This window comes from Paraeggerthella sp. LCP19S3_G8 (assembly GCF_052119225.1).
GTDB lineage: Bacteria > Actinomycetota > Coriobacteriia > Coriobacteriales > Eggerthellaceae > Paraeggerthella > Paraeggerthella hominis.
The window spans coordinates 144,817-169,888 of sequence record NZ_JBQKFQ010000005.1 but is presented as its reverse complement, the minus strand read 5'-3'; the positions used below and the strand labels follow the sequence as shown (position 1 = coordinate 169,888).

The window sequence follows — 25,072 nt, the reverse complement described above, 5'->3', positions numbered from 1 at the left end:
GGGGACTCTCATGGAGCTACAGCAACTGCGCTACTTTCACGAGGTGGCGCGCAGCGAGCATATTACGAATAGCGCCAAGAAGCTCCATGTGGCGCAACCAGCGCTCACGCAGACCATTCACCGGCTGGAGCAGGAGCTGGGCGTAAAGCTGCTCGAACGAGCGGGACGAGGCGTGCGCCTGACCGCGTGCGGACGCGCGCTCGACGAGCGCATCAGGCCGGTGCTGGCCGCCCTCGACTCCATTCCCGACGAACTCGCCGAGGTGTCCGGTCGCGAGAACGCCACGGTGCGACTGTCGATCTTGTCGGCCTCGGGCCTGGTGGTGGACGCGATAGCAGCATGGCGGTCCCAGCATCCCGACACGCGATTCGTGATCACCCAGCAAGAAGCTCAGGAGCATTGGGACATACGACTGAGCACTGAAGGAGTGAATCGACCGCATGGATCGACCTCCTTGCACGTGGAGCCGCCGCGCCTGTACCGCGAGCGCATTGGAATAGCAGTTCCCATCGAGCGGGCGGGACAAGGGCCCATCGACCTAGCCGATCTGGCCGAAGATCCTTTCATCTGCCTGGCGGGCAGCCGGGCGTTTCGGGAGGCATGCGACCGTCTATGCGCCGAAGCGGGATTCCGCCCCAGCGTGGCGTTCGAAAGCGACGGCCCGGAAGTGGTCAGGAACATGATCGGCCTGGGACTGGGCGTGGGGTTTTGGCCCGAGCGCAGCTGGGGAGCGCTCGGGGACGGCAACGCGCGCCTGGAGCCGCTTTCCGACGATCGCTTCGTGCGCACCATCAAGCTGGAGACGGCGCACCCCCTTCGAGAAGAAGCCGCGGCATTCCACGGCTTCTTGGCAACGTATTTCGATGAGCGTTGGCGGGAAGCTTCCCCGCTTGACGGCTAGGCGCCGAGAATCTTGGCGGCCACCTGCTTTTTGCGGCTGAGCACGCCGGGCATCCACGTGCCGCCTTCGCCCGTGCAGTTGATGCCGAACACGCGGTTCACGATGCGGCGGTTGCCCTCGCACATGAACTGGCTGCCCTCCGCCACGATGTCGGTGACCAGCAGCAGCACGAACTCGTAGCCGTGGTCGTCGCGCAGCTGGCGCATGTGGTCGCGAATTTCCTGCTCGCGCTTCATAACGGCCGGCAGGTCGACGGTCTCGTGCTGGGCGATGAGAACCGTGGCGTCGCCGATCTGGAATTCCTTGGCATCGGCGCCCACCAGCTTGTCGACCGGCATGTCGTCCTCGCCGCCGCGGCACTTGAACACGGCCAGTCCGAACTCGGTCGGATCGACGCCCGCGATGTCGGCCAGGTACTTCACCTGCTCGCGATCCACGTCGGTGGTCGTAGGCGACTTGAGAATGACCGTGTCGGTCATGACGGCGGACAGCAGCACGCTTGCGATGGACGCGGGTATCTCCACGCCGTGGCGACGGAATTCCAGGGTGACGATGGTGGCGGTCGATCCCACGGGCAGGTTGAGGAACTGGATGGGGTTGACCGTCATGACGTCGGCAATGCGGTGATGGTCGATGATCTCCACCACGTCGGCCTCCTCGATGCCGTTCGCCGCCTGGCGCGTCTCGTTATGGTCCACGAGCACCACCTTGCGACGGGGACGCACGGCCACGTCGGAGCGCGTGACGATGCCGATGGCCACGTCGTTGTCGTCGAGCACGACGGCTTCGCGCAAAGCGCTGGACATGAGGTCTTCGATGGCCTCCTTGAGAAGCCCTTCCTTGTCCAAAACCAGCACGTCGGTTTCGGTCATGTCGGCCACCTTCTGGCCGAGCGACGCGATAAGGTCGCCGGCAACGGCCATTTCGTTCGCGCCGCCCTCCTCCAGGGCGTCGGTAGCAGCGATGTAGCGCTCGGCGATCATGCGCGTGGTGATGAGACCGCGGTACGTGCCGTCGTCGTTGGTGACCACCAGCGCGCGCACGTTGTGCTGGCGCAGCAGGCGACCAGCCTCAAGCAAGGTTGCATCATGGCCGATGGAAATAGGGTTCGGCGTCATGACGTCGGCCACGCGCGCATGCACGTGGGCAACCACCTCGGGGGCCTGCAGGCCGCTGCGCTCCAGGATCCAGGCGCTCTCAGGCGGCATGGGGCCCAAACGGGCGGGGACGTACACGCGCTTCGGATCGGCATCGCCCGAAGCGCGCTTCTCCAATTCGTTCTTGAGATACGCGTACCCGACGGCCGCGCTGATGGAATCGTTGTCAGGATTCTTATGGCCCACGACGATGATGGGTGCCGGCATTGTTCGCTCCTTTACCGTGAGGCCCTTCCGCGCGTGCGGGACCTCTGCTCTCCGCCCAGTGATGTGCTCGGGATCAAAACGCCCGATTATGACCAGTTCAGTATAGCGTTGAAGCTTGAAGCGCAAGCCCCTACGGGCTTTTCGTCGTTAAAACTCACGAAAGTGCGGGTAAAACGATGCCCCATGCGCTACCATGGCGGCGACGAACGCAACGCGAAGGAGGACGAGCATGGCGACGCTCGGCTTAACCGACATCATCGGCCCCATCATGGTAGGACCCTCGAGCTCCCATACGGCGGGAGCTTTGCGCATCGCGTTCATGGCGCGCCGGCTCTGCCTTGCCGAACCGAGAAGCGTCGAGTTTCGTCTGCTGGGATCGTTCGCGCACACTCTGACCGGGCACGGCACCGACAAGGCGCTCGTGGCCGGCATGCTGGGACTGGCAACCGACGACCTGCGCATACGCGATTCGTTCGAGCTGGCCGAACAGGCGGGGCTCTCGTTTCGCTTCACGACTCTGCCCGATGCCGACGACTACGAGCACCCCAACACCATCGACATTCTCATGCAGGACGCCGCCGGCAACAAGATGAGCGTGCGCGGCGAAAGCGTGGGCGGCGGGGCGGCGGTCATCCGCCGCATCGACGGCATCGACGTGTACGTGACCGGCGAAAGCACGAGCATCGTCGTGCGCCAACGCGACGTGGCCGGAGTGCTGGCGCACATCGCGCAAAGCCTGAGCGAGCGCGGCGTGAACATCGCCACCACGCGCATGTATCGCGAGCGGCGCGGAGACACGGCCTACACCGTTCTCGAAACCGACCAAGACGTGGACGTTGCGGCGAAAACGGCCATCGAAAGCAACCCGGCCATCTACGACGTGCGCATCATTCCCGGCGACGCGGGCAGCGCGGCTCCGTGCGCCAGCGCCGGCGCCAGCGACGAAGGATGCGACGCGCAGCAGAGCGCTGAAGCGCTCGATCGTGCACTCCAGCGATTCGCGAATCTCGACTTCGCATCGGGCGCGGATCTGCTTGCCTGGTGCGAAACGAACGGCGCATCGCTCTCGGAGGCCTTTTTGGCCCGCGAGGCAGCTTTAGCAGCCAGCTTAGGACAGGCCGATACATCAAAATGCTATCTTGACCTGGCTCTTTCCGTTATGAAGCGCGCCGCAACGCAGCCCGTTCGCGAAACGCTGCCCTCGATGGGAGGTCTCCTTGGCGGCGAAGCGCGCAAGCTGACCGATCTGCGCGCCCGCGGCGAAGCGCTCTGCGACGACCAGCTTTCCGCCGCCATGACCTACGCTATGGCTGTACTGGAAACGAACGCGTCCATGGGCCGCATCGTAGCCGCCCCCACGGCAGGCTCGGCGGGCGTGCTGCCCGGCGTGCTGCTTGCCCTGCAGGATTCCAGGGGCTTCGCCGATGAAGACCTGGCGCGCGGCATAGCGACCGCGGCGGCCATCGGATACCTGATCACGCGCAACGCAACGGTATCGGGCGCAGAGGGAGGCTGTCAGGCGGAGATCGGGTCGGCGGCGGCAATGGCAGCCGCAGCTGCAGTGGAGCTTGCAGGAGGCACGCCCGCCCAGTGCCTGAACGCAGCGGGCAACGCGCTCACGAACATGATGGGGCTTGTGTGCGACCCGGTTGCGGGCCTGGTGGAAGTGCCCTGCCAGAAGCGCAACGCATCCGGAGCCGCAACGGCGCTCGTCAGCGCGCAGATCGCGCTGGCCGGCATTGGCAACCTGGTCGATTTCGACCAAACCGTGGCCGTCATGGACAAAGTGGGGCGTTCCCTGCCCTTCGAACTGCGAGAGAGCGCCCTTGGCGGCATAGCCGCGGCGCCGGCCGCTTGCGCCTGGTGCGCACAGTGCGGAGCCTGACAACGCGCCAGCGCAAAGGCGAACGGCACTAAACGAAGGGCGGGGCCGCTATCTCGCCGGCCCCGCCCCTTTATCTCGTTCGCGTCGTCGAACCCTAGCCCATTGCGAGGTCGGGGAACGCCTTCAGATCGATGGATTGAATGGCGATGCACGCCGGACCGCCCTGCGTGATGAACGCCGGACCCAAATCGTAGATGCCGAAACGGCAACCGGAGAACGCGGCCTTCAAGCGATCCATGGCCCAACCAGCACCTTCGGGATTGTCCGCATGGCTCACGCTGATGAAATGGCCTTCGCCGACGCCGCGCTTCTCAAGCTCGGCGACTACCGCCTCAACGCCCTTCTTGAAGCTGCGGGCAATAGCCAAGCGCTCCAGGCGGGTGCCATCATCGGTTTGGCACATGACCGGAGCCGCTTTCACCAGATGCGCGAACTTCGCAGCCAGCGGCGTCAAGCGACCCCCACGACGCAGGTACTCGAAATCCTCCGGCAAAAGAAACGAGTGGGCGCTCGCGATCATGGGGCGCAGGCGCTCGATCACGTCAGCTGCATGCTCGCACCGCTTCGCCAGCTCCACGGCGGCCAGCGCCAACGCACGATGGGGCGCGCACAGCGTTGCCGAATTCACCACGTGCACGCGCTCGGGGTGCGGAGCCTGCTTCGCCAATCCGTGCGCCACGCCGTACGCGCCGGACAGACCGTCGGCCATGGTGATGTGCAGCACCTCTTCTTCGGTGTCGTACGCTTCGAGCGTCAGATGCGGCGGAGGACAGGAGCTTTGCGGCATCGCGCCGGCACGCACGCGCGCGAGGAAGTCCTCGGTTGTGATCTCCTCGTATTCAAGCCACGTCTCGTTGTCGATGGTCACTGCAAGCGGCAGAATCTTCATACCGCGCGCTGCACCCTGCTCGATAGAGTACATGACGGAGGAATCGGCTACGATCCTCATGGGGGTCCCCTTCTCTCGTATATCAACCCTGCCTGCACTGAGGAATTCACTTAGCGCTACAGGAGTATTTTCATAATGACGGGCAAGGAAACCGATGGCAAGTAAAAATGTGAATTATGCACAGCTACACCGAAACTCGCACATCAGACGCATCATGTGCACGCGCTTAACGCGCAGCGCCCGCCGCGTTGCTCGGCGGGCGCTGCATGCACGGGCTTTTCCGGAAGGTCGCGCGCTACCCGTTCAATTTGACGATAGGCGCGTAGTCCTTCAGGAGCTTCTTCGTCTGGCCCGTTTTGGCGAACTTGATGTAGAGCGTGTCGCCGTCCACCTTCGTCACCTTGCCGCGGCCAAACGTCTTGTGGTCCACGGTGTCGCCGACCGCAAACGTCATTTTGGCCGCAGACTTCTTCTCGGCACCGGGACGCACGTACGAAGAGGCTACGCGGCTCGTGCGCGCATCCGAGCGACCCGCCGAGCCCGACGCGCTCGAGCGACCGAACACGCGACCGCCGCCCGCCTCGGTCCCCGACCCGGCGATGCCCTTGCGGCTGCCGCGTTTCTCCCAGCCCGTGCCGCTGAAGCCGGCCGAGCCCACGCCCGTGGTCTGGCGCAGCTCCATAGGGATCTCCTGGATGAAGCGCGAAACGGGGTTCGACGAGGTCTGGCCGAAGATCTGACGCGCGTAGGCGCAGGTGAGGAACAGCTTCTTGCGGGCGCGCGTGATGGCAACGTAGGCAAGGCGGCGCTCCTCCTCGATGCCGGCGGCATCGTTCACGCTGTTCATGTGCGGGAACAGCGTTTCCTCCATGCCCGCCACGAACACGCAATCGAACTCCAAGCCCTTCGACGAGTGCACCGTCATGAGCGTGACCGCCATGCCGTCTTCAGCCACGGTGTCCAAATCCGTGCGCAGGCGCACCCACTCGATGAAGTCGGCCAGCGAGTCGCCGCGCAGCACGCGCACGGGAGCCGCTTCGGCATCCTCGCCGGCGGTGGGGGCGGCGTATTCGGCATCCTCTTCGTCGTGCGTGTCCACGAACTCGTCCACAACGCCCAAGAATTCCTTGATGTTCTCGATGCGGCCGATAGCCTCGTCGGTGCCTTCGGCCTGAAGGGCGGCGATGAGGCCGCTCTTGTCGATGACGGCCTCGATGACCTTGCGCAGGTCGCCGCCGTACGATTGCGCCTCCTTGATAAGGCCCACGAACCCGCCGATGGCCTGGCGCGTGGCCGCGCGCAGCTCCGGATCCACGATGGCAAGCTCGGCCGCGTCCATGAACGTCATGTCCATCTCGCGCGAGAACTGCTCGATGCGCTCGATGCTGGCCTTGCCCACGCCGCGGCGCGGCACGTTGATCACGCGCTTGGCCGCGATGTCGTCGGCCGGGTTCACGATGAGCGTGAGGTAGGCCATGACGTCGCGGATCTCCGCGCGATCGAAGAAGCGCGTGCCGCCGACGATGCGGTACGGCACGCCGGCGCGCAGCAGCATATCTTCCAGCATACGGGACTGGGCGTTGGTGCGGTAGAACACGGCCATCTGGTTGTACGTCAGGCCGCGTGCGCGCTGCTTCTCGATTTCGCCGGCCACCCAGCGGCCCTCGTCGCGTTCGTCGGACGCCATGTACACCTGGATCTTGTCGCCCTCTTCGGCATCCGTGAACAGCTTTTTCGCCTTGCGGTGCTGGTTGTTGGCGATAACGGCGTTCGCAGCCGCCAAAACGTTACCGACGCTGCGGTAGTTCTGCTCCAACTTCACCGTGTGCGCGTTCGGGTAGTCCTGCTCGAACTCAAGGATGTTGCGGATGTCGGCGCCGCGCCAGCTGTAAATGGACTGGTCGTCGTCGCCCACCACCATGATGTTCTTGTGCTTCGCGGCCAAAAGCCCCGTGATGGCGTACTGGGCGTGGTTCGTGTCCTGGTACTCGTCCACCATGATGTAACGGAATCGATCCTGGTAGGCGTCCAGCACGTCCGCATGGTTCTTCAGCAAAAGGAACGCGTACAGCAGCAGGTCGTCGAAGTCGAACGCGTTCGCGGCTTTGAGGCGCTCCTGCAGCTTCGTGTAGACGCGCGCCGCCACCTTCCCCACCGGGTCGCTGGCCTGCTTCTCGAACTCGGCGGGCACCACCAGCTCGTTTTTAGCCGTGGAGATGCGGTTCATGAGCGCGTTGATCGGGAAGCGCTTCGGGTCGATGTCGAGCTCGGCCATGATCTCTTTGTACAGGCGCTTCTGATCGTCCACGTCGTAGATGGTGAAGTTCTTGGTGAAGCCCAGCTTTTCCGCGTCCGCGCGCAGGATGCGCACGCACATGCTGTGGAACGTAGCCACCCACATGCCGCGGCTGCGCGGGCCCACCAGGCCGGTCAGACGCTCGCGCATCTCGGCGGCCGCCTTGTTCGTAAACGTGATGGCCAGGATCTCCCACGGGGCAACGCCCAGGTTCTCGATCAGGTTCGCGATGCGGTACGTCAGCACGCGCGTCTTGCCGGACCCGGCGCCAGCCAGCACCAGAAGCGGCCCGTCGGTGGTCACGACCGCTTCGCGCTGCGGTCCGTTCAGGGTTTCGATATCGATTGGCATGTGAGCAGTCTCCTTGGCATGGAGGTGAAATGAGCCTTCGTATTCTACCCCTTTTCCCCAAGGCGCCCAAGCAAACGCGCGCAATCTGCGCAAGGAGGGCGAGGCGCGCTGCCGAGGGTTGCCGAGGGTTGACGGGAGCCGTCGAGGGTCGAGGCATCGAGGGTCGCGCCGTCGATGCCCCGGCCGCCTCGCCGCAGACGCGCGCTCTAGGCGAGCGCCTCCACGAGCTCGTCGGATCCGCCGCCACGCGAATCCGTGCGATCGGCTCCCAGCGAGTCACCCCACATGGACAGCTCGGCCCCATGCTCTACCAGGTTGGAGCATTCGTTGCCCGCGCGCTCAAGGCACAGCAGCAGCTGGTTGTACACCGCCTTGTTCTCAGGAGCGCACTGCTGGCTGCTGACCCGGCGGAAGTGATCCTTGCGCGCCTTGCTCTGGCGCTTGATGATCTGACGGCGGCGCTCGTCGAGCACGCGCTCCGACGCCACGTCCTGATCGCTCAGGAACTGCAGGACCGCGCCGTACATCTCGGCCACCATGGCCGCGCTCTCGCCCAACTCCTGGCGCGCCTCGTCCGAGAATTGCTTCTTGGACGACAAGCGCTCGCTGTAAAGCGCGGACACTTCCCCGCAGCGCGCGCCGATGCGCCCCACCGCGTCCACGATGAACATGAGGTCGGAAATCTCGGCCGCTTGCTTTTCGCTGGTCGCGCCGGCCGACAAAAGCTCCACCGCGTAGTTCGCAAGCTCGGTTTCCGCAGCCTCCACCGTTGCGCAATCGGCCTTGAGCGCCTTGAGCGCGGCTGCATCCTTATTCGCGATGGCCTCGGGCAACGCCGTCAGCATGTCGCGCACTTTCTCGCAGTACTTCTGCAGCTCTTCGCCGAACATCCTGATGGCGAACACCGGCTGACCGACGATCTTGTCGTCCAGGTTCACAAGGGCGTCCTGGTCATGCTCGCCGCCCTTGCCGGGCACCAAAAACGTGACGATCTTCACCATCACTCCGATGAACGGCAACCACAGCAGCGTGCACACGACGTTGAACGTGGTGTGCGCGTTCGCGATTTGGCGCGCGATGACGTCCAGCTCGGGACCGGGCGTCAGGAACTGCACGAACTGCACGATCACGGGAACGAACCAGATGAACACCAGCGCGCCTGAAATATTGAACACGCTGTGCGCCACCGCCGTGCGCTTCGCGTCGCGCGATTGCCCGATCGAAGCCAACAGCGCGGTAATGGTGGTGCCGATGTTGTCGCCCAGCAGGATGGGAATGGAGCCCGCAAGGCCCAGCACGCTGGTCACGCCGTCGGGGCCGGCCTGCGAGGCGAAGCTTTGCAGCACGGCGATGGTGGCGCTGGAGCTTTGCACCACAAGCGTCATCACCGTGCCCACCACCACGCCGAGCGCGGGGATGTCCTTCACCTGCTCGATCATGGCCAGGAACACTTCGCTTTGCGCAAGCGGCTTCATGACGGCACCCATGGTGTCGATGCCCACGAACAGCAAGCCGAACGCGAACACGGTCTGGCCGATGTTCTTGATGCGCTCGTCTTTCGCGATGAACCACACGATGAAGCCCACGAACACGATGAGCCAAATGTAGTCGCTCAGCTTGAAGGCCATGAGCTGCGCGGTCATCGTGGTGCCGATGTTGGCGCCGAAGATGACGGCGATGGCTTGGCGCATGGTCATAAGGCGGGCGCTCACGAATCCGATGGCCATGACCGTGGTGGCGCTGGAGCTTTGCAGCACGGCGGTGGCTACCGCGCCGGCCAGCACGCCGAGCACGGGATTCGAGGTGAGCAGGGAAAGGATGGACTTCATTTTGGCGCCTGCGGCTTTTTGCAGGCCCTCGGACATCATGTTCATGCCGAACAGGAACACGGCCAGTCCGCCCAGCAGGCCGAACACGGTTTCCATCGGAGCGTTCACGCGGGACTCCCCTTCGCATCATCGGTTACAAGCGTCAATGCACGCGAAGCGAAAGGATACCGGGCGAACGGTAAGGCCATTGTCAAGGGAATGTAAAGTTCAGGTAAAGTTTTTACAATTGGGCGAATGAGGGGATCGACGCCATGCTGCGAGGGACATGGCGCAGCGAGCGAGAGGCGCGCCGACGGCGGGTCAGCGGCGGGACGGCGGCGGGACGGGACGGCTGAGGGACGGGACGGCTGAGGGACGGGACGGCGGCGGGCGCCTTGCCTGGGCGCACAGTTTTGCCCCCAATGTTACGCTCAAACGCACGTCGAGGCCCGCCCGGCGACGACGAGCATTTGCGACCAGGCAAAACGCAGGGCCATATTGAAGCCGGCTTCTCGGTTTGCTCCCCGTGCGCAACATTGAGGGCAAAACTGTGCACGAAGAGGGTAACGCACCCACTCGACCCCCTGCCCATTCGCCCGAACAGCGCGGAAGCGAGCGGCCCCCTTCGGCGGAAGCGAACGGGCCCTTCGGCAGGAGCGTCGAAGGGCCCGGGTCCGGCGTCGAGGCGCTTTGCCGTTTGCTGACGGCGAAGCGCTACACGATCTTCTTCCCGAACACGGCCGCGATCTCGCGCAGTTCGGCGATAAGGTCCCTGAACTGGGACGGGGTCAGCTGCTGCGGGCCGTCGGACAGAGCCGCCGGCGGATTGGGGTGCACCTCGATCATGATGGAGTCGCAGCCCACGGCCACGGCAGCCTTCGCCAGCGGCGGCACCAGGTCGCGCACGCCCGCCGGATGCGAGACGTCCACGCACACCGGATACAGGCTCTGCTTGTGCACGACCGGCACGGCCGAGATGTCCAGCGTGAAGCGCGTGGCCGTTTCGAACGTGCGCAGGCCGCGCTCGCACAGCACCACGTTGTCGTTGCCTTCCATGGTGATGTAGTCGGTTGCCGACAGCCACTCGGAAATGGTGCCCGCGAAGCCGCGCTTGAACAGCACCATCTTGTGGGAGTCCTTCGTCACCTGGCCGATGTTCTTCAGCAGGCTGAAGTTCTGGAAGTTGCGCGCGCCCACCTGCAGGCCGTCCACGTAGGAGTGGACCATCTCGCAGTGCGCGGAGTCCATGACCTCGGTCAGGGTTTTCAGGCCGTACTTTTGCCCGGCATCCTGCATGATCTTGAGGGCTTCCTCGCCCAGGCCCTGAAACGAATGCGGGTTCGTGCGCGGCTTGAACGCGCCGCCGCGAATCCAGGTGAGGCCCAGATCGGCGATGCATTCGGCCACTTCTTCGAACTGTTCTTTGCTCTCGACGGAGCACGGTCCGGCGAAGATGGTGATCTCGTCGGATCGAGTGCCGTAATCCGGCAGTTTGGTTGCTATCTGTTCGCTCATACCGACGGGGTCTCCTTCATCACCTTAAGAATGCTGGCATAGATCTCACGCAGGTTCTCGTTGTACAGGGGACCCTCGTTATAGCTGTTCAGTTTCGCGAAGATCTCCTCTTCGCGCCGCGGATCGTACAGGCCCAGATGAGCACCGGGCTTGAGACCGCGAATGACCAGCGAATGACCGGCGCGCTTATTGAGCAGCGCGACGATCTGACGATCAATCTCGTCGATCTTGGCACGATGTTCTTGGATCTCCGCGAAGGAGCTGTTCTCTTCAGACATCGGCTTTCCTCTCATGACTCTTATGCGGTAACGAGCATGGCCCTTGGCGCCCGGCGGGCGACCGGCCCTCGTGTGGTTCAGTATGATAGCAAAAGCGACGGGCCAGAACGGCCCGCCGCGTCAATATTTGCTAGGAAGTTCCTGGGTGAATGGCCAGTGCGGCCGACGGACGTCGCCTTACGGCAGCATGCCCATGGACTCGAAGGCGAAGTAGCCCAGCACCAGCACGCCCACGACGATGCGGTACCAGCCGAACACCGTGAAGTCGTTTTTCTTGATGTAGCCCATGAGGAACTTGATGGAAACGACCGACATCACGAACGCAGACACGATGCCCACGATCAGGACCACGATTTCCACCTGCGTCATAACCAAGCCGGCCACGAAGAACTTGAGGGCTTTCACCAGGCCCCATCCGAACATGATGGGAATGGCCAGGAAGAACGTGAACTCGGCCGCCGCGGTGCGCGAGCAGCCCGACAGCATGCCGCCGATGATGGTGGCGCCGGAGCGGCTGGTGCCCGGGATGATGGCCAGAACCTGGAAGCAGCCGATCTTGAGCGCGGTCTTCCAGTCAATGTCGTCGACGTTGGTGATCTTGAACACAGAAGCCTCAGCCTCTTCGGCGAGGTCGGTCTGCGAAGCGCGCGCATGGCGGCCGCGCGGCGCCTCCAGCGCAGCTTCGGCCTCGCGCAAGCGGCGGCGGTTGCGGCGCTCGAGCACGATGAACACGATGCCGTACAGGATGAGCATGGCGGCGACGGTCACTTTGTTGTAGAAATGCTCGTTCACCCAGTCGTCGAACAGGATGCCGATGATGGCCGCGGGGATGCAGCCGATGGCGACCATGCCCCACAGGCGCCACGTGCTTTTCTTCTCGACCGAAGTTTTCTTCGGCGAGAAGGGATTCAGCTTGTGGAAGTACAGGATGAGCACCGCCAGGATGGCGCCCAGCTGGATGACCACCAGAAACAGCGCCAGGAACGCATCGGACACTTGCAGCTTCACGAATTCGTCCACCAGGATCATGTGGCCGGTAGACGAGATGGGCAGCCATTCGGTGATGCCCTCGACGATGCCGATGAGCAGGGATTTCAATGCTTCGATGATCATGCGTGCAGTACCTCTGATTGCTTTCGGGTCGAATAGATGCGCGCGGACGTTGGCCGCGCCTGGTTGCTAGCGCCGGCGTTGGTGGTGATCCTGCAGTGCCGCGATGGCCAGCAGCGCGACCGACAGGCACAACCCCATGAGAACGAACTGGGGAAGCTCCTGACCGAGCGCCATGGTGGCAAGCGCGACGAGCGCGATGACGAGCGCGACGAGCTTGCACAGGTAGGAGATGCGGTCGTTGAACGAGGCGTGCAGATCGCGACGATGCCGGTCGGCGTCGGGACGCTCCCCTGCTTGCGGCGAGGCCGCCTGGGGCTCAGGCGCTCCCGTCGCGCTGGGTGCGGCCTCCGCTTCCGCAGACGCGGGCGCAGGCGCAAGCACGGACGCGGACGCAGGCTCGTCGAGCGTCGATATGTCGTCTCGCACGTTCTCCATGGCAGGGATTGTACCCGAGGATGAGCGTCGGGGTCGAAGAAAACAAACAGGCCCCATGAACCGGAACAAGCAAAGAAGGCGGAACTTCGCCGGCTGTCTCGCAACCGGTGGGCAGACCGGCACCTACAAGTCGGCGTTAAAGTAATCCGAGTCGATCTCCTTCACTTGGAACACCTTGCGCGTGTACACTCCCAGATCACGCTCTATCATCATGCGCACAAGCTGCTCTCCATCAATAAGCGCGATTTTCGCGTGAACGCATCGCTCGGCGCATTCGACGGCTCCTGCCGAAAATCGCGACGTCGTCACGAACACGCCCTTGCTCACGCCATTCAATGCGCCGATGAACGCCTGAATCTCCGGACGCTGCACGTTGTTGCCCTTAGAGTAACGCTTCGCCTGAACGAACACGCGGTCGAAGCCGAGGCTGTCCTTGTAGATTTTTCCATCAATGCCTCCATCGTGGCGATAGGGCGTGCGCGCGCCCTGTCCATACCCCAGTCGCTCCATCAGGTCGACCACCAGCTGCTCGAAGAATTCGGGGCTTCTATCCAAAATGGTAACCAGAAGTTCCTGCTTCAACTGAGCATCGATCTCTTGATGCGCAGCGGTCATGATTTCGAACGGGGGCTGCGCAAGAGCCTCCGATGGCGCAACTTCCCCTTCCCCAAGATTCGAGCAGTCCGTCGCAACCGAAATGCCGCCATCCGACGCCTCGCCTGCTTCAGGAGCAGAAAAGCCTTCTCTTTTGACGCGGGACGCCTCGGCAATGACTTGACGACCGAGCGTTTCGCCGTCAATGCCGGACAAAAGAGCCGATCGTCCTTTTTCGGACAAAGAATATACCCCACGCGTAACGCGTTCCAGATATCCCGCGGCAGACAAATTCGACACAGCCCAGTCCGCGCGACTTTGGTATACCGGAACACCACTTGAGGTAAGCAGGGCGCGCTCGCTAGCAGAAAGTTTGCAGACATCGGCCAAGTAAGCCTTCGCCTCCACTCGACCAGCTTCTTCAACAGCAGCAAAGAACTCGAGCACCGGCTTATGCGTTTCATACTGAGACGGAATGGGCATGTCAACCGCTTTCCACTAGAGAGGCCTTCTTGTTTGCGCTTCAGCATTGTACGCCATGATGCGGGCATGCAGGGTTCGCATCATCAACTGAAAGGCCCCTGCCCCGACGAGGCGCAAAATGGCGTCTTCGTGCAAACTACGTGGGGAATCCCCGGCGGAAACATACTGGAAACGCAGGGCGGGAGGGGTTTCGTGTAAGATTGGCGGCGAACGAAGGCAAGGCGGGCGCGCCCGGTCCCGCGCCGCCCGTGCAAAAAGGAGCGAACATGACCACAGCATCATCCGACCAGAAGGTTATCGTCGTCGATTTCGGCGCGCAATACGGGCAGCTGATCGCCCGCCGCGTGCGCGATCTGGGCGTGTACTCGGAAATCGTCCCGTGCGACATCGCCGCCGCCGAAGTGCGCGAAATGAAGCCGGCGGCCATCATCTTGTCGGGCGGCCCGGCCAGCGTGTACGCCGAGGACGCACCGTCCATCGACCCTGAGATCTTCGAGCTGGGAATTCCGGTGCTGGGCTTTTGCTACGGGCAGCAGATCATGGCCGTGACGCTGGGCGGCACCGTGGGCCATACGGAAAAGGGCGAGTACGGCGCGGCCGAGCTCGAGCGCTGCGACGCGGGCGCATCGCAGCTGTACGGCGAGACGCCGGCCGAGCAAACGGTGTGGATGAGCCACCGCGACGCGGTTGCGCACGTGCCCGCAGGGTTCGCGGTGACGGCGAGGACCGAGACGTGCCCCGTAGCCTCGATGGAATGCGCCGAGCGCAGGTTGTACGCGACGCAGTTCCATCCCGAGGTGCGCCACACGCCGCACGGCGACGAGCTGCTGAGGAACTTCCTGTTCGGCATTTGCGAGCTGGAGCGAAACTGGACCATGGACTCCATCATCGACGATGCGGTGGAGGCCATCCGCGCGCAGGTGGGCGACGCTCGCGTGATTCTGGGCCTTTCGGGCGGCGTGGACTCCTCCGTGGTGGCCGCGCTGTGCGCACGGGCTATCGGCAAGCAGCTGACCTGCGTGTTCGTGAACCACGGCCTGCTTCGCAAGGACGAGCCCGAAGAGGTGGAGGCCGTGTTCACGAAGCAGTTCGACGTGGATTTCGTGCACGTGCACGCCGAGGATCGCTACGCGGCGCTGCTGGCCGACGTGGTGGATCCCGAGGAAAAGCGCACGATCATCGGCACCGAGTTCTGGAAGGTGTTCTTCGACGAGGCGCAGAAGCTGGACGGCGTGAGGTTTTTGGCGCAGGGCACCATCTACCCTGACATCATCGAGAGCGGCGCGCGCAAAACCGGCGGCAAGGCGAGCACCATCAAGAGCCACCACAACCTGATCCCCTTCCCCGAAGGCGTGCATTTCGACCTGATCGAGCCTTTGGACCACTTCTTCAAGGACGAAGTGCGCGCGCTGGGCACGGCGCTGGGACTGCCCGATCACATTGTGCATCGCCAGCCGTTCCCGGGGCCGGGTCTGGCCATCCGAATCATCGGCACGGTGACGCGCGAGAAGCTGGCCATCCTGAAGGAGGCGGACGCCATCGTGCGCGAGGAGCTGGACGCGTACAACGTGGCTGTGTTCGAGCAGACCGGCGAGCGCAACGGCGAAGGCAGCGTGTGGCAGTACTTCGCGGTGCTGCCCGACATCAAGAGCGTCGGCGTGATGGGCGACGAGCGCACGTACGGCTATCCCGTGATCCTGCGCGCCGTGGAGTCGAGCGACGCGATGACCGCCGACTGGGCGAAGCTGCCCTACGAGGTGCTGGCGCGCGTGAGCGGCCGCATCGTGGCCGAGGTGCCGGGCGTGAACCGGGTGGCGTACGACATTACGAGCAAGCCGCCGGCGACGATCGAGTGGGAATAGTTATTGATACATTTTCGTATCAATGCGTGACCTAACGCACCCCTTGAGAAACACCAGCTCAAGGGGTGTTTTCATATCTATTAATTAGCCATCGAATACAAATTAGTAATAACGTGACCCACAAGAATGAAGTCGATATGAAGTCGTTTTGCAAGTGGCTAACAGGTTGGAATACCTGTTCTCACCTGCATTTTTTTCCAAAAGTGTCATAGCTAATGCGGAATATCGATTGATACGAATACGTATCATTACCTGCAAAAACCGCGATGCAGGACTCCGTACAACCCGTTAGCCACCTGCAACTGCGTAATTGATACGAATACGTATCATTTTTTACTACCCAATTTTTTTCGGTTTGGGTCACGAACGGGTCACGGCATAAAAATGGCCCCTGACGAGGCCATTTGAGCATATGTTGCAGCCGTTAGGCTTGGAACGAATCCTTCCAGGCGACGTATTCATTGCGTGTCAGCTCGTCATCCTTCAGATCCCTGTTGTTTCTGTACCAGTGGTGAAGCGCCCTCGCCAAAGCCTCCTGATCCTCGTTCTCAAAGCTCTCCGGCAAGGCGAGAACCACCGTCCCGCCTACCTTGATAGGCTCGAGGCAGAACGCCTCCTCCAATTCGAACAATATGTGTATCGCATCATTCGCATCGCTTCCCCAGTCGGATTTCAGGGACGAGGGGTTCACCTCAAGGCAGCGTGCGATCTCGGCAATCATGGGGTCTTTCGGCGTGCGCTCCCCGTATTCGTACTTGCGCAGTGAGACGGCGGAGATGCCAAGCATCTCGGCGAACTGCTCGGCGGTGTAACCGCGTTCTTTCCTGATGCGATGGATCTTCTCTCCGATCTTCATCGGGCCTCCTGACCTGTAATACCAAATGTGTTTTTCGGCGAATCTCGACGAAATAGTTCATTGATACATAATTGTATCAGTTATTGTGTCTGTAGTACTGATACGTTTTTGTATCAATAGAAAGGACACAACGATGGATGGAAGACTTATCACGGCCAAGGAAGTGGCCGAAGACTTGGAATGCAGCATGCAGCACGCCTACAAGATCGTAAGGCAGCTCAATGCTGAGCTTACCGAAATGGGCTGCTTCACGATGCGGGGAAAGACGAACCGCAGCTACTACGAGGAAAGGCTCTTCGGGAGAATCGACGAAATCGACCTGAGCGAGCTCGAGACAAGGGCCGGCGATGAGCGTTAGGAAGGACGAGAAGAGGGGCACCTGGCTCGTCAAGCTCCACTACACGAACCATGACGGAGAGACCGTCGACTCGACGAAGCGAGGCTTCAAGACCAAGGGCGAGGCCCTGGCATGGGAGAGGGACTTTCTGGCCAATGAAGCGCGGTCCACGAGCATGACCTTCGAGCAGTTCGTCGGGGTCTACGCGGAAGACGTTCGTCCGAGGCTGAGGGAGACCACATGGCGCAGCAAGGAGTACATGATCAACGAGAAGCTCATCCCGTTCTTCGGCGAGATGAGGGTCGTCGACATCACATCGAAAGAGATCATGGACTGGCAGAACAGCCTGCTGAAGGCAAAGGACGAGAACGGGAAGAAGCTCTCGGAGACCTACATCAGAACGGTGGAGAACCAGCTCTCCGCAATCCTCAACCACGCCGTACGGCATTACGGACTTCCCGCAAACCCCCTTCAGAAAGCCGGAAGGGTCGGTGAGAAGCAGGGAAAGGAGATGAGGTTCTGGACGACGGACGAGTACCTGAGGTTCTCCGAGAAGGTCATCGACCGGCCCGAGATGTTCTACGCCTACGAGATCCTCTACTGGTGCGGCCTGAGGGAGGGCGAGCTGCTGGCCCTGACCGCCAAGGACATCGACATTGAGAACAGGACCATCAGCGTGACGAAGTCCTACTCCCGCCTCGACGGAAGGGACATCATCGGCCCTCCGAAGACCAAGAAGTCCGAGCGAGTGATCGCCCTGCCCCGCTTCCTCGCGCAGGAACTCCAGGAGTACATGGAGATGGAATGCGACATCAAGGAAGACGACCGCCTCTTCCCCTTCACGAAGTACGCGCTCAGCAACACGCTGAAAACCGCTGCGAAGCTTGCCGGTGTGAAAGAGATAAGGGTCCATGACCTGAGGCACAGCCATGTCTCGCTTCTGATCAACCTGGGCTTCACCGCGGTCGCGATCGCCGACAGGATGGGCCACGAGAGCGTGCACATCACCTACCGCTACGCCCACCTTTTCCCGAACCAGCAGAGGAACATGGCAGACGTGCTTGACGCGCTCATGAATGCGAGGAGTGAGAACCATGAGCGTTAAGAATCTGGACAGAGAGGGGCGATGGAGGGACATCACCATCGGCTTCAGGGTCTCGGAAGAGGAGAACGAAAGAATCAACCAGCTCGCAGCCCTTAGCGGCATGACGAAGCAGGCCTTCATCATCGACCGGCTCGAGGGAAACGAGATAACCGTGCTTGCCACGACCAGGGTGCAGAAGGCCCTAGCGTTCCAGGCCAAGAGGATCGCTGACGAGCTTGCAAGGGTCGCTGCGGGCTCCCCGGTCAACGCAAGGCTCATGGACGTCTCAGGCGCCATCCTCGACGTCCTCAGGCAAATGAACGACCAGGGCATGGCCATCGATACCCTTGCCGACGGGCTGACCATTGAGGATATGGAGCTATCGGATCTGCGCAGGACCATGACGCCTGATATGAGGCAGATTCCTCTGACGCCCGAGAAAGTGGAGCCCGTCGCCGACGCAGAGAAGAGAAAACCCGAAAGACGCAGGAGAAGTACGAAGGGAATGTTCAAAAAGGACAAGAGATGATTCCTCGAAAGCTCACGGGAAACGCATCCGTGGACGCCATCGCCACGATGGCCATAAGCGGCAACGTCATCCCCGCGACCTGGTACAAGACAATTACTACCGCCTCTGGCAAGGCCGACCTGGCAGCCATCAACATCCTCTCGGACGTCCTCTACTGGTACCGCCCGAGCGAGATCCGCGACGAATCCACGGGCGACGTCATCGCCTACAGGAAGAGGTTCTCGGCAGACCTGCTGCAGCGAAGCTACGACCAGATCGCAGAGCATTTCGGTCTCAGCAAGCGGCAGGCGAAGGACGCAGTGGTACGCCTTGAGGAGCTGGGGGCCATCAGGCGCGTGTTCCGCAACGTCGACTATGGCGCCGGCACCATGGGCAATGTCATGTTCATCGCCATCGAGCCTGCGCGCATCTTCGAGCTCACCTATCCCGAGCAATCAGGCGGCTTGGACCCTATGGCGGAAAAACGCCATAGGTATGACGGAAGCGACGTCGAACCCGGTACCCCTATGTCGGAATTTCGTCATAGGTGTGGCGAAATTCCGACAGACATATACAAAGACTACTCAGAGACTACTAGGAGATCATCTTCTGACCACCCAACCAACCAGCCAGAAAACCTCTCTTGCGACAAGGGGGATGGAGGGCTGGCGGAAACGAGCGAGAGCTTCGAGAGGGCCTGGGAGAAGGTCCCGAGCTCCAAAGCATCCCAATGCGCGAAGGAGAAGGCCTGGAGGGTCTGGCAGGAATCGCTTCTGGGCGACGATGTCGACGAGGACTTCCTCGCAGGCAGCTACAGGCGCTACGTCATCCAGCAGGAGCAAGCGGGCACGGAAGCAAGGTTCATAGCCACCCTGTCAACCTGGCTGAAGCCCAACAGGCCCATCACCGGACTCAGCCTCGATACGGCGCTCGAAAACCGCCGCAGGCAACGGACGCGCGCAGAGCGGCAGGCTGCCGAGCGAAGAGCTGAAGAGCAGCGCCGCATGGAGGAGGAAAGGATCCAGGCCCTCGAGATCGCGTGGCGCGAATCGGATCCCGAGGCCCAGCGACTGTGGTCCCTGGCCTGGGATTATGGCGCCGGATTCGACCGAATGGGAGACGCCATGGGCGAATACAGGGCCTACCGTGACGAGAAGTTCAAGCCCGGCTAGAAGCGCGCCGGGGCGATTTTCCCCGGCAAGGAGCCCTCAAGGCATCCGGCTCTTTGAAAAAACACCGTCCCATCTGGCGCTTCTTGGAACCGCTGTCCCATAGATTCGTTGTGTTAGACCACTTTGGATAAGTGTCCTGCACGCAGTACACGCGACGGGGCCCCGGTTGCGACAATTCCATCATCAGGAGAGATGGAGGTTGCAATGGAAGACGTGCTCACCCAGCTGACGAGGCAGTTCCTCCCGCAGATGACGGCTGCCGAGAAGAGCAGGGTCCTGAGATCGCTCAAGGCGCTGATAGACGCGGAGCTTTTCGAACTCGCGGCAAGCGAGGGGGCGGAAGACGATCCCGACAGAGCCTGCCCCTGGTGCGGCTCCCCGCATTACGTGAAGAGGGGGCGAGACGGGCGCGGCCGTCAGCGGTTCCTCTGCCGAGGGTGCGCCAGGACCTTCACCGACGCCACCATGCGCATCTTCTCCACCACCAAGCTCGACAGGTCGGCCTGGATGAGGTTCGCGGAGTGCCACGTGGACATGCTCCCGCTGCGCGAGTCGGCGGAAAAGTGCGGCGTGTGCCTCAAGACGGCGTTCTTCATGCGCCACAGGCTGCTCGAGGCCATGGCCAAGCGCATGCCCGCCTTCCGCGTGGAGGCCGGCGGCGGGGCCGAGCTCGACGAGTGCTTCTTCAGGGAGAGCTTCAAGGGAAACCGCTCCAGGTCGGAGTCCGGCATGCCCAGGAAGCCCCGCACAAGGTCGCAGGGAACCGACGGGCACGAGAAGATATGCGTGCTCACCGGCATCAACGACGCCGGCGACATCTTCTACGAGATCGCGGGGAGGGGCGGCCTCGATGAGGCGGCAGCCAGGGAGCTGCTCGCCGACAAGCTCGCGGTCGGCGCGATAATCTCGACGGACCGTGCGCACGTGTACCGCCGCGTCCTGCCCGCCCTCGGCGTCGGCGCGCACATCGCCAGCAAGAGGGAGGAGCACGCCATCAACAGGGTGAACAGCCTCCACTCCCAGATGAGGCACTTCATCGGCAGGTTCCGGGGTGTCTCCACGAGACGCCTCGAGAACTACCTCGCCTGGTTCAAGTGGACATGGTGCTTCAAGGTCCGCAGGAGCGCGGACGAGCTCGCCGAGCTCATAGTGAGGCAGGCAGCCCGCGGCACGTACGAGAAGACCTGGCGCCAGTACAAGGTGACCCCCTATCCGTTCTACGAGTACTGGATCAAGCAGGCGAAATGGGACTCGCGTGCGCGGAGGGCCATATACGGCGTGGCGTGATGTCCAGGGCGGTCTGGCGCAGCGCATCTGCGGCAAGCGCTGAAGTCGTGCCCCGATGCAAATAGCAACAGCTAGCGATATTCTTCGGGAACGTCGAAACCGTACTCACGGCATAGGAGCATGACATCGTGGGCGTCGTGCTCGTCATGCTGATAGCCCAAGTGAAACAACAGCTGGCTTTCGGGGTCGATGCACGACACCTCCACCTCGCCGATGCGCCCCCTCCCCGAAAAGACCTCCCCGGGAAAACGATCTCCCTGATACAGAATATCGCCATTCTCGGCGAAATCGAAGCAATGCAGGTCGACGATGCGCCCCGCCTCGTCTTGCCACACCGTGTGATCTTCGGTGGTGAAAGATGCAGCCACCTCGGAAAACCCCTCATCAGCAATTAGATCCACGAACCTTTGGTAATCCCCGCGCTGAACGAACAGGTCGATGTCGTTATGAGCCCTGGTCTCACGCCCGACAAGCGCATCGACGCCCCAGCCGCCATCAAGGTATACGCCAATGCCCGCACCTGCGGAAAGGCCGATTATCCAACACGCATCATCCTTGGTGACCATAGGAGCTCCTTCGCTTTCGCCTGCTATCTAAGCAAGAAAGATTATAGGAAAAGTCCCAGTATCCAAAGCGGTCTAACACAACGCATAGATTGGATACCCGGGCATGCGGTTTTCTATAGAGTTCATGCTCGTATTACTGTGCACAGGCGCGGGTTCAGCCAAGAGGCTGCCCGAAGCGATGCGCCCGCCTGATCCGAAACCTCGTGACGGGTTTCCGTCATCGCATGACGGATTTCGCCACAGACATGAAGCGCACCGTTACTCTTCCCAGCATCACCGGGCCTGTATGGGCCGCGGCTACGGCAACTCGCAGCCGTGAGTGATGGAGGAAGCGATGGAACACCTAGACCCGATAACCAGGCAGTACCTGGGGGTGATCAACAGCTACAAGGACCGAAGCGGCATGTCGACGACCGAGCTCGCAAGGCGCCTTGGGCTTAGCGACTCGAACGTCGGGAAGAAGCTGCGCGGAGAGGTGGCGATGTCGGCCACCGAGCTGGTGCAGATCACCTGGCTGTTCAAGATCGAGTTCACCGAGTACTTCCTCGTGGGCCTTGGCGATCTACCGGAATCCACGCGACCTCAAAGGAAAGAGAAACGCTGACGACTGGGACAAATTGTCCCAGTCCATCTAGGGAGGAATCATGCCAAGCGACTTCGGAGACGAATCCGGCGAGAAGCTGTTCGACTGGATGCTCCGCCTGGGCCAGGAGGCCGGGCAGGCCGCCATGACCCACAGCGCAGCGAGGGTCTCCATGGCCTTCAGGAACGCCGTCGGCGAGATCGGAAGCGAGCAATCGGCAATCACCGCAGGCGTCGAGCAGGCAAGCGAGGCGCCCGAGTGGGCGAAGCTGAACCTGCATGAGTTCAAAGACCTCCCCGAGTTCGACACCATCAAGGAGATCATCGGCTCGAAGCTTGAACGCGAGGCGCTCCAGCACGAATTCTTCGACGAGGGCGAGAAGTCGTACCTCATCTTCAGGGTGGACGACGCGCCCGAGGTCGCCAGATGCTTCGACGAGCTGGCAACGGAGACCACGAGGGCCTGCAAGAAGGCCGAGCAGCAGCTCTCCAAGGAAAAGGGCCGAGCAGCGGCCAGGGACGGCGAAACGCTTGGCGACCCCGACAAGGAGCCGCTCCAGGACCGAGTCGAGGCCTTCAGGAAGTCGGCAGAGCTCGCGGAACGCGCCCATGGCCGCAGCCGCGAGGTCATCGACCAAGCGAGGGGACGTTGACGCCCTTCGACAAACATACCGTGGCGATAGTCGCCCTCATCTCAGCCTGCGCAGCCCTCGCAGGCTTCCTCTTCGTGGGGAGCCTCCTCGACCTTCCGGGAGGCTCCCTTGATCCCATGGAGGCGTTGCTGCAGCTGCCCGCTTGGCTAGCGGGCGGAGGGGTCATGCACGCGAACGCTCTCGCACCGCTGGCGGGAATGCTGGCAGCATGCGCCATCTGGGGCATCTGGGTGCACCAGGCTCTCCGAGGGGGGACCTTCCGGCTCGGCGAGGAGCACGGCTCCTCCCGTTGGGGCAGCATCGAAGAGGGCAAAGCGTTCATGAACCAGGACGAGCCGGACCTGAACATCCCGCTGACAAGCTCCATCGGGATCCCCGTCTCCAGGTCCGACTTCGACCTGGAAACGGACCGCAACCGCAACATCTGCGTCGTCGGAACACCCGGAACGGGCAAGACCAGGAGCCACGTGCTTCCGCTGCTGATGCAGATGAACGCCAGCTACCTGGTAACCGACCCGAAGGGAACGCTCATAGAATCCACAGGGTGGATGTTCGAGGCCGCAGGCTACAGGATCCGCAACTTCGACCTCGTCAGGATGGAGACCTCGAGCCATTACAACCCCCTGGCATACGTGCGCACCGACGTGGACGTGCTGGCCATCGTGGAGTGCCTCATCACCAACACCACCGGAGACGCCGAGCACACGGGAGACCCGTTCTGGGAGAACGCGGAGCGTCTCCTCTACACGGCGCTCATCGCGTACCTGATCCACCACTGCCCGCCCGAGGACAGGAACCTCCCGGGTATGCTCACCCTGCTGTCGCTGGCTGAGGCCCGCGAGGGAAACGAATCCTACATGAGCCCCCTCGACCTGCTGTTCCACGAGCTTGAGACGGGCAAGCGCCTAGTCGCCTCAGGCGACGAGAGGCCCTTCGACGAGAACTCGCGGGCGTTCACCAACGGGAGCTCCACCGTGCGCTGGGAGCAGGTCCGAGAGCCCGCTGACCCTTCCAAGGACTTCGCCCTCAACGCATACAAGCGCTTCAAGACCGCCGCCGGGGAGACCCTCAAGTCGATCATCATCAGCTGCAACACCCGGTGCCTGCCTATGATGGCCGACAACGTGCAGAGCCTCCTGGCAGACGACGAGCTCCACCTGGACAAGATGGGCGACGCAGGGCAGAGGACCGTCGTCTTCGCATCGATGCCAGACACGCGCGGAACCTTCAACTTCCTGTTCGCCATGCTCATGTGGCAGGCCGTGAACGAGCTCTGCGACGCGGCGATCATCGACCACGGCGGCAAGCTCCCCACCCCGGTCCACCTGGTGTTCGACGAGTTCGCCAACATCGGCAAGCTGCCCGACATCGACCGCTTCATCGCCGTCATCCGAAGCAGGAACGTCTCCATGTCCATGATCCTGCAGTCGTTCGAGCAGCTGAAGGGCACCTACGGCGAGGAGAAGGCCCTGTCCATCAGGGCCTGCTGCGACACGACGCTCTTCCTGGGGTCGACGCTCTACGGCACCAACGAGGAGATCTCCAAGATGCTGGGAAACCAGACCATCGTCTCCTTCACCCTCAACGACACCGAGGGCGCCAACAAGTCGACCACCGTGAACAGGACCATATTCGAGCGACCGCTGATGCTACCCGACGAGGTGGGCCGCCTGTCAAGGCGGAAGGCCCTGCTGCTCATAGCGGGCACCTACCCGTTCAAGGACGACAAGTACGACGCGGCGCAGCATCCTCGGTGGGATGAGGTCGAGCCAGGGCACAAGGGGGCCAAGCACAGCACGCCCTTCGACTTCGGAGCGTATGCAAACAGGATGAGGGGGTGATCTCTGAGCAAGGGAACGGCAGCGGCAATGCCTCTGGCAACAAGGCCGGGTCGAGCTTCCACCCTCGGCGCGGCTGCCGCCGCCTAGACGCAAAGGAGCGCTCGCGCGCTCCGCACTGCAATCTTATCACGCAACACAAGGCGCCCCTTCCACCCTCGGCGCCAAAGACGCAAAGGAGGCATTCACATGCTTGCAAAGATCATCACCCTCGTCACAGGCTGCGTGACGTTCCTGGGCGGATTCCTCGTTGTCTGGGGAGCGGTGCAGCTCGGCAGGTCCATCGGAAACCGCGGAGGCGGTGGCGAGGGCATGGAGGCTGGCATCGCGACGATCGCCGGCGGCGCGATCATCATCGCCGCCGCGGTCTACTTCGGCCAGCTCGACACCTCATGGATGCCGGCTTAGGAGGCCC

At 62.3% G+C, this 25,072-nt stretch carries 23 protein-coding genes and 1 pseudogene; 12 read left to right on the top strand and 12 right to left on the bottom strand.

Annotation, left to right across the window (positions count from 1 at the left end; translation table 11 throughout):
• The first annotated feature begins 10 nt into the window (after positions 1-10).
• Positions 11-901, top strand: coding sequence for a LysR family transcriptional regulator (locus ACTQZK_RS07555; RefSeq protein WP_225749435.1), 891 nt, complete (start codon positions 11-13; stop codon positions 899-901).
• Here ACTQZK_RS07555 and ACTQZK_RS07550 read toward each other — a convergent pair.
• Positions 898-2,265, bottom strand: coding sequence for a putative manganese-dependent inorganic diphosphatase (locus ACTQZK_RS07550; protein WP_428421067.1), 1,368 nt, complete (start codon positions 2,263-2,265; stop codon positions 898-900). The genes ACTQZK_RS07555 and ACTQZK_RS07550 overlap by 4 nt on opposite strands.
• A 229-nt stretch (positions 2,266-2,494) precedes the next feature.
• Between ACTQZK_RS07550 and sdaAA the strand changes: the two genes are divergently transcribed.
• On the top strand, positions 2,495-4,150 hold the full coding sequence (gene sdaAA / locus ACTQZK_RS07545; protein WP_428421065.1) for an L-serine ammonia-lyase, iron-sulfur-dependent, subunit alpha: 1,656 nt from the start codon (positions 2,495-2,497) through the stop codon (positions 4,148-4,150).
• 94 nt (positions 4,151-4,244) lie between these two features.
• On the opposite strand, the gene ACTQZK_RS07540 is transcribed toward sdaAA, so the two are convergent.
• The 9 genes and pseudogenes from ACTQZK_RS07540 to ACTQZK_RS07500 all read right to left on the bottom strand — a co-directional run.
• A complete protein-coding gene (locus ACTQZK_RS07540) occupies positions 4,245-5,099 on the bottom strand; it encodes a DegV family protein (RefSeq protein WP_114568002.1) in 855 nt (284 codons plus the stop codon).
• 235 nt (positions 5,100-5,334) lie between these two features.
• A complete protein-coding gene (locus ACTQZK_RS07535) occupies positions 5,335-7,686 on the bottom strand; it encodes an ATP-dependent helicase (protein ID WP_428421063.1) in 2,352 nt (783 codons plus the stop codon).
• Positions 7,687-7,892: 206 nt separating this feature from the next.
• Positions 7,893-9,623, bottom strand: coding sequence for a Na/Pi cotransporter family protein (locus ACTQZK_RS07530; protein WP_441899192.1), 1,731 nt, complete (start codon positions 9,621-9,623; stop codon positions 7,893-7,895).
• 585 nt (positions 9,624-10,208) lie between these two features.
• Positions 10,209-11,009: a 3-deoxy-7-phosphoheptulonate synthase gene (gene aroF, locus ACTQZK_RS07525; RefSeq protein WP_123191870.1), complete on the bottom strand. Its 801-nt coding sequence runs from the start codon at positions 11,007-11,009 to the stop codon at positions 10,209-10,211.
• Positions 11,006-11,287: a chorismate mutase gene (locus tag ACTQZK_RS07520; RefSeq protein ID WP_114568017.1), complete on the bottom strand. Its 282-nt coding sequence runs from the start codon at positions 11,285-11,287 to the stop codon at positions 11,006-11,008. The genes aroF and ACTQZK_RS07520 overlap by 4 nt, the downstream gene beginning before the upstream one ends.
• Positions 11,288-11,464: 177 nt before the next feature.
• Positions 11,465-12,400, bottom strand: a complete 936-nt coding sequence (locus ACTQZK_RS07515; protein ID WP_216529476.1) for an undecaprenyl-diphosphate phosphatase — start codon at positions 12,398-12,400, stop codon at positions 11,465-11,467.
• A 66-nt stretch (positions 12,401-12,466) separates the two neighbouring features.
• On the bottom strand, positions 12,467-12,835 hold the full coding sequence (locus tag ACTQZK_RS07510; protein WP_441899189.1) for a propionyl-CoA carboxylase subunit beta: 369 nt from the start codon (positions 12,833-12,835) through the stop codon (positions 12,467-12,469).
• 123 nt (positions 12,836-12,958) lie between these two features.
• Positions 12,959-13,645, bottom strand: a complete 687-nt coding sequence (locus tag ACTQZK_RS07505) for a restriction endonuclease (RefSeq protein WP_225749562.1) — start codon at positions 13,643-13,645, stop codon at positions 12,959-12,961.
• A 12-nt stretch (positions 13,646-13,657) separates the two neighbouring features.
• A pseudogene (locus ACTQZK_RS07500) lies at positions 13,658-13,912 on the bottom strand (winged helix-turn-helix domain-containing protein); the annotation flags it as partial.
• A 266-nt stretch (positions 13,913-14,178) separates the two neighbouring features.
• Between ACTQZK_RS07500 and guaA the strand changes: the two are divergent.
• Entirely contained in the window at positions 14,179-15,774 is a 1,596-nt protein-coding gene (gene guaA / locus ACTQZK_RS07495) for a glutamine-hydrolyzing GMP synthase (protein ID WP_441899187.1), read from the top strand.
• Between the two features lie 424 nt (positions 15,775-16,198).
• On the opposite strand, the gene ACTQZK_RS07490 is transcribed toward guaA, so the two are convergent.
• Positions 16,199-16,630: a helix-turn-helix domain-containing protein gene (locus ACTQZK_RS07490; RefSeq protein WP_441899185.1), complete on the bottom strand. Its 432-nt coding sequence runs from the start codon at positions 16,628-16,630 to the stop codon at positions 16,199-16,201.
• Between the two features lie 133 nt (positions 16,631-16,763).
• On the opposite strand from ACTQZK_RS07490, the gene ACTQZK_RS07485 reads away from it, so the two are divergent.
• The 5 genes from ACTQZK_RS07485 to ACTQZK_RS07465 all read left to right on the top strand — a co-directional run bounded on the left by ACTQZK_RS07485 (position 16,764) and on the right by ACTQZK_RS07465 (position 21,018).
• Positions 16,764-16,988, top strand: a complete 225-nt coding sequence (locus ACTQZK_RS07485) for a DNA-binding protein (RefSeq protein ID WP_123219274.1) — start codon at positions 16,764-16,766, stop codon at positions 16,986-16,988.
• On the top strand, positions 16,978-18,072 hold the full coding sequence (locus ACTQZK_RS07480; RefSeq protein WP_123219275.1) for a site-specific integrase: 1,095 nt from the start codon (positions 16,978-16,980) through the stop codon (positions 18,070-18,072). Before ACTQZK_RS07485 ends, ACTQZK_RS07480 begins: the two co-directional genes overlap by 11 nt.
• Positions 18,062-18,580 (top strand): plasmid mobilization protein, encoded by a 519-nt coding sequence (locus ACTQZK_RS07475; protein ID WP_157004805.1) that lies wholly within the window; start codon positions 18,062-18,064, stop codon positions 18,578-18,580. The genes ACTQZK_RS07480 and ACTQZK_RS07475 overlap by 11 nt, the downstream gene beginning before the upstream one ends.
• Complete coding sequence (locus ACTQZK_RS07470; RefSeq protein WP_441899183.1) at positions 18,577-19,731, top strand: hypothetical protein; 1,155 nt, start codon at positions 18,577-18,579, stop codon at positions 19,729-19,731. Before ACTQZK_RS07475 ends, ACTQZK_RS07470 begins: the two co-directional genes overlap by 4 nt.
• A 204-nt stretch (positions 19,732-19,935) precedes the next feature.
• Complete coding sequence (locus tag ACTQZK_RS07465; RefSeq protein ID WP_158553197.1) at positions 19,936-21,018, top strand: IS1595 family transposase; 1,083 nt, start codon at positions 19,936-19,938, stop codon at positions 21,016-21,018.
• A 71-nt stretch (positions 21,019-21,089) separates the two neighbouring features.
• On the opposite strand, the gene ACTQZK_RS07460 is transcribed toward ACTQZK_RS07465, so the two are convergent.
• A complete protein-coding gene (locus tag ACTQZK_RS07460; protein ID WP_117635919.1) occupies positions 21,090-21,584 on the bottom strand; it encodes a nucleotidyltransferase domain-containing protein in 495 nt (164 codons plus the stop codon).
• Between the two features lie 334 nt (positions 21,585-21,918).
• Between ACTQZK_RS07460 and ACTQZK_RS07455 the strand changes: the two genes are divergently transcribed.
• The 4 genes from ACTQZK_RS07455 (at position 21,919) to ACTQZK_RS07440 (ending at position 25,065) form a co-directional block, all read left to right on the top strand.
• Positions 21,919-22,188 carry a helix-turn-helix domain-containing protein gene (locus ACTQZK_RS07455; protein WP_229087884.1) on the top strand — a complete coding sequence of 90 codons (270 nt, stop codon included), beginning with the start codon at positions 21,919-21,921 and terminating at the stop codon, positions 22,186-22,188.
• Positions 22,189-22,228: 40 nt separating this feature from the next.
• On the top strand, positions 22,229-22,819 hold the full coding sequence (locus ACTQZK_RS07450) for a hypothetical protein (protein ID WP_321109849.1): 591 nt from the start codon (positions 22,229-22,231) through the stop codon (positions 22,817-22,819).
• Between the two features lie 164 nt (positions 22,820-22,983).
• On the top strand, positions 22,984-24,660 hold the full coding sequence (locus ACTQZK_RS07445; RefSeq protein WP_441899180.1) for a VirD4-like conjugal transfer protein, CD1115 family: 1,677 nt from the start codon (positions 22,984-22,986) through the stop codon (positions 24,658-24,660).
• Between the two features lie 186 nt (positions 24,661-24,846).
• On the top strand, positions 24,847-25,065 hold the full coding sequence (locus ACTQZK_RS07440; protein WP_123219280.1) for a hypothetical protein: 219 nt from the start codon (positions 24,847-24,849) through the stop codon (positions 25,063-25,065).
• Positions 25,066-25,072: the final 7 nt, after the last annotated feature.